This is a genomic window from Serratia sp. (in: enterobacteria) (assembly GCF_046715635.1).
Taxonomy (GTDB): Bacteria; Pseudomonadota; Gammaproteobacteria; order Enterobacterales; family Enterobacteriaceae; genus Chania.
Window position 1 is genome coordinate 1 of the sequence record NZ_JBKJYW010000502.1, and the last position, 4,429, is coordinate 4,429.

At 53.4% G+C, this 4,429-nt stretch carries 5 protein-coding genes; 3 read left to right on the plus strand and 2 right to left on the minus strand.

The window, feature by feature from the left end; all coding sequences use genetic code 11:
- Positions 1 to 59: 59 nt before the first annotated feature.
- The 3 genes from ansA to ACLQ7H_RS26080 all read left to right on the plus strand — a co-directional run bounded on the left by ansA (position 60) and on the right by ACLQ7H_RS26080 (position 3,251).
- Entirely contained in the window at positions 60 to 1,076 is a 1,017-nt protein-coding gene (ansA, locus tag ACLQ7H_RS26070; protein ID WP_411755178.1) for an asparaginase, read from the plus strand.
- An 18-nt stretch (positions 1,077 to 1,094) separates the two neighbouring features.
- Complete coding sequence (pncA, locus tag ACLQ7H_RS26075; protein ID WP_411755179.1) at positions 1,095 to 1,727, plus strand: bifunctional nicotinamidase/pyrazinamidase; 633 nt, start codon at positions 1,095 to 1,097, stop codon at positions 1,725 to 1,727.
- A gap of 243 nt (positions 1,728 to 1,970) precedes the next feature.
- The gene (locus tag ACLQ7H_RS26080; protein WP_411755180.1) at positions 1,971 to 3,251 is read left to right on the plus strand and encodes a glycoside hydrolase family 18 protein; all 1,281 of its coding nucleotides are present in this window, start codon (positions 1,971 to 1,973) and stop codon (positions 3,249 to 3,251) included.
- A gap of 41 nt (positions 3,252 to 3,292) precedes the next feature.
- On the opposite strand, the gene ACLQ7H_RS26085 is transcribed toward ACLQ7H_RS26080, so the two are convergent.
- Together ACLQ7H_RS26085 and msrB are read right to left on the minus strand one after the other, a co-directional pair.
- Entirely contained in the window at positions 3,293 to 3,565 is a 273-nt protein-coding gene (locus ACLQ7H_RS26085; protein ID WP_411755181.1) for a YeaC family protein, read from the minus strand.
- A 64-nt stretch (positions 3,566 to 3,629) separates the two neighbouring features.
- The gene (msrB, locus tag ACLQ7H_RS26090; protein WP_411755182.1) at positions 3,630 to 4,043 is read right to left on the minus strand and encodes a peptide-methionine (R)-S-oxide reductase MsrB; all 414 of its coding nucleotides are present in this window, start codon (positions 4,041 to 4,043) and stop codon (positions 3,630 to 3,632) included.
- Positions 4,044 to 4,429 lie beyond the last annotated feature (386 nt).

Sequence of the window (4,429 nt, forward strand, 5' to 3'; positions counted from 1 at the left end):
TTTTTTCTGCTGCTGTCTCCCTATAATTCAGCCTATCTGACAGCCACAAGATCGAAGCCATGCAAAAGAAATCCATTTACGTCGCCTATACCGGTGGCACTATCGGTATGCAGCGTTCCGAACAGGGCTATATCCCCGTTTCCGGCCACCTACAGCGCCAGTTGGCGCTGATGCCCGAGTTCCATCGGCCAGAAATGCCGGATTTCACCATTCATGAATATGCCCCGTTGATCGACTCTTCGGATATGACACCCGAAGACTGGCAGCATATCGCCGATGACATCAAACAGAATTACTTCCGCTATGACGGCTTTGTTATTCTGCACGGCACCGACACCATGGCGTTTACCGCTTCAGCCCTGTCCTTTATGCTGGAGAACCTGGATAAGCCGGTCATCGTGACCGGATCGCAAATCCCACTGGCAGAATTGCGATCCGACGGCCAAACCAATCTGCTGAATGCCCTCTATCTGGCCGCCAATCATCCGGTGAACGAGGTCAGCCTGTTCTTCAACAACAAGCTGTTTCGTGGTAACCGCACCACCAAGGCACATGCTGACGGCTTTGATGCCTTCGCCTCTCCCAATCTGCCGCCCTTGCTGGAAGCCGGCATCCACATACGCCGCCAGACCGGCATCGCAACTCCTGCGTGCAACGGCGAGTTGATCGTGCATAACATCACGCCACAGCCCATCGGCGTGGTGACGATTTATCCGGGGATTTCCGGTGCCGTGGTGCGTAACTTCCTGCTGCAACCGGTCAAAGCGTTGATCCTGCGCTCTTACGGCGTCGGTAACGCGCCGCAAAAAGCCGAATTGGTGGATGAATTGCGTGATGCCTCCGAGCGTGGCATCGTAGTGGTCAACCTGACACAATGTATCTCTGGCCGGGTCAATATGGAGGGCTATGCGACCGGTAATGCCCTGGCTCATGCTGGGGTGATCAGCGGCTTTGATATGACGGTGGAAGCCGCGCTGACCAAGCTGCATTACCTGTTGAGCCAACCACTGACCCCAGAAGAGATCCGCAGCCTGATGCAACAAGACCTGCGTGGCGAATTAAGCGCTGCGGGCTAACCCGAAGTGGGAACTCTGATGAAAACTGCTCTGCTGCTGATTGATTTACAAAACGACTTTTGCCCCAGCGGCGCTTTAGGCGTGGCAGACGGTGATGCCACCATTGACGTCGCCAATCAGGCTATCGCAGCCAGTCTGGCCCGTAACGAAACGGTGATTGCCAGCCAGGACTGGCACCCGGCGGATCATCGCAGTTTTGCGATTAACTCCAACGCACAGATTGGTACGCTTGGGGAACTGGAAGGCCTGTACCAGATTTGGTGGCCAGTGCACTGCGTTCAGGGCAGCCCAGGCGCAGAGCTTCATCCTCAGTTGGACAAACAACCCATCGAAGCGATATTTCGTAAGGGTGAGAACCCGGATATCGATAGCTATAGTGCTTTCTTTGATAACGGCCATCGGGCACAAACGGCGCTCGATGGTTGGCTGAAGGAGCGAGGCATCACTCAGCTCGCCGTAATGGGGCTGGCCACCGATTATTGTGTCAAATTCAGCGTGTTAGATGCCTTGCGTTTGGGATATCAGACCCAGGTTATTATCGATGGCTGCCGCGGTGTCAATTTGCAACCCGCTGACAGCGAGCACGCATTGGCAGAAATGGAGTCGGCGGGTGCGCAGTTAGTTACACTGTCACAGTTTATTCAGCGCTAGCAATTTCCGGGGCAGCTTGACCTTAGTGCCCCGTACCCCCCCACCAACCACTTTATTTTCGACGCTGCTCACATTCCCACCATTCTTCTACACTGCTGCCTTGTCCCCTCCCGTCTCTTTTGCTGTTATGACTGCTGATGCTTTGGCATCAATAAGTTATACGCATCCGGGGCCTGCTGAGCCTGGCTTTATTGATACCGCCACAGGCGGTTCAGGTCAGCCTTGCTGACCAAAGGAGACAACATGGCTTTAACCCGTAAACTGCTGCCCTTGCTGGTAGCGGTGCAACTCGGTATGGCTGGCGTGGGCATCGCGCACGCAGCACCTTATCTCTCTGTCGGCTACTTCAACGGCAGTGGCGACGTGACCGCCGGGCCGGGCGGTGATATCAACCAGTTGGACGTCAGCCAGATCACCCACCTCAATTACTCTTTTGGCCTGATTTATAACGCTGAAAAAGAGGAAACCAACCCGGCACTGAAAGATCCCTCCCGCCTGCACCAACTCTATCTTTCCCCAAAAGTCGAAGCAGACTTAAAGCGCTTACCCGCATTGCGCCAACAAAACCCGGCGCTGAAGGTTTTGCTGTCCGTTGGCGGATGGGGAGCTCGTGGATTCTCCGGCGCGGCAGCCACACCGGAAAGCCGTGCGGTGTTTATCCGTTCAGTGCAGGAGGTGATTGCCAAGTATCAGCTAGATGGTATCGATCTGGATTGGGAATACCCGGTTAACGGTGCCTGGGGATTGGTGGAAAGCCAGCCCACTGACCGAGCCAATTTCACCGCCCTACTGAGCGAACTGCATCAGGCCCTGGGTAATGAAAAACTGCTGACCATCGCCGTCGGGGCCAACGTCAAAAGTCCGCAGGAATGGGTGGACGTCAAGGCTATCGCGCCCTATCTGGACTACATCAATCTGATGACCTACGACATGGCGTACGGTACCCAGTATTTCAACTCCAACCTCTATGATTCAACACAATGGCCAACCGTGGCGGCCGCCGACAAGTACAGCGCCGACTTTGTGGTTAACAACTATCTGGCCGCCGGGCTGAAGCCTGCTCAGCTCAATCTGGGGATCGGTTTCTATGGCCGGGTACCTAAACGCGCCACCGAGCCGGGTATTGATTGGGATGTGGCAGATGCGGCCAAGCATCCCGTCACCCAGCCCTATTTCACCGCACGTGAAAAAGACGTTTTCAAGTCGCTGGGCGTGGATTTGGATAAAGACAGCTACATCAAGTACAACGATATCGTTAACAAAATGCTGAAAGACCCACAACGGCGCTTCACCGCGCATTGGGATAACGAGGCCAAGGTGCCCTATCTGATGATGAAGTCAGGCACGGGCAAGCCGTTGTTCGCGATAAGTTATGAGAACCCGCGCTCGGTAGCCATCAAGGCTGAGTATATCAAGAGCAAAGGATTGGGAGGGGCGATGTTCTGGGAATATGGCGCGGACGATAACAACCGCCTGGCCCACCAGCTAGCCGAAAGCTTAGGCTTAAGCCCGCAGAAGCAGTAAAACCTTCAGGGCGATGGCTACATCGCCCTGCTAGCACCAGGTTACTGCGGTTTCAGCTTGACCAACGGCTCAGCCATAAACTGCTGCTTCAGCTCCTGCTTGCTTTTCATCACGATTTGCCCGTCGGTGCCAATGCTCATATGCTGTGGGTCCGCATTGTTCATCGACTGCCACAGCATCACCGCCTGCAGGCTGTGTTCTTTTTGCTCTGGCGTCAACGCTACACCATCCGGCCACTTGCCCAATTCCACAGCCAGCACCAGCCGCTGGTAGATTTCCGGCGTCATGGCCGCAATCAGATCTTTTACTTCCATCAGAGCATTTCCTCACCCACGGATGAATAATTAGCTGAATCGATTTTGTTGGTTTAGTTACAGCTTAACCTGCCGTTTGCTCGCCATTCTCGTCGTCGGTGAAATTCAGTGACGCGGAGTTGACACAGTAGCGTTCGCCAGTCGGCTGCGGGCCATCGGGAAACACGTGTCCCAAATGCGCGTCGCAGTGACCACAGCGGATCTCGACTCGATGCATATTATGTGAATTATCATCAAGATAACGAATAGCATCGTCCGAAACCGGCTGATAGAAGCTGGGCCAGCCGCAGCCAGAATCAAACTTGCTGGCAGAGAAGAACAGTGGCGCGTTACAGCACAGGCAATGGTACACGCCCTCACGCTGGTTGTGCAGTAATTTACCGCTATAGGGAGCTTCGGTGCCACGCTCTTGCGTCACATAACGTTGGATTTCATTCAGTTCCGTGAGCGGTTTGGTAGGGGTTGTCTCTTTAGCCATTTGTGCTATTCCCGCAAGGTGGATAATGTCAACGAAAACAATGAGTAATAATAACAAAAAATTAACAACGCTGCAGGCCTTTTTAGCCTAAACTGTACGGCATAAAGGTTACGCTGCCGCCATATGTGACTTTGATCACATATCTTGCACGTACTGACTTTATACTTGGCAGTTTGCCCCCATATGGATGGGAGGACAAACGTAAATGGAATGTGCGATTTGTGTGCAAAACCGGGCCTCTGGTTTGACTTGCAGCAAGAATTGACACGATTCCGCTTGACGCTCGGTAAGGTTTTTGTAATTTTACAACCAACCTTTTATTCACTAACAAATAGCTGGTGGAATATATGACTATCAAAGTAGGTATCAACGGTTTTGGCCGTATC

Bases quoted from the DNA above. Each gene is read 5' to 3' on its own strand.
- msrB (WP_411755182.1), bottom strand. From the start codon at position 4,043: ATGGCTAAAGAGACAACCCCTACCAAACCGCTCACGGAACTGAATGAA.
- ACLQ7H_RS26085 (WP_411755181.1), bottom strand. From the start codon at position 3,565: ATGGAAGTAAAAGATCTGATTGCGGCCATGACGCCGGAAATCTACCAG.
- pncA (WP_411755179.1), top strand. From the start codon at position 1,095: ATGAAAACTGCTCTGCTGCTGATTGATTTACAAAACGACTTTTGCCCC.
- ansA (WP_411755178.1), top strand. From the start codon at position 60: ATGCAAAAGAAATCCATTTACGTCGCCTATACCGGTGGCACTATCGGT.
- ACLQ7H_RS26080 (WP_411755180.1), top strand. From the start codon at position 1,971: ATGGCTTTAACCCGTAAACTGCTGCCCTTGCTGGTAGCGGTGCAACTC.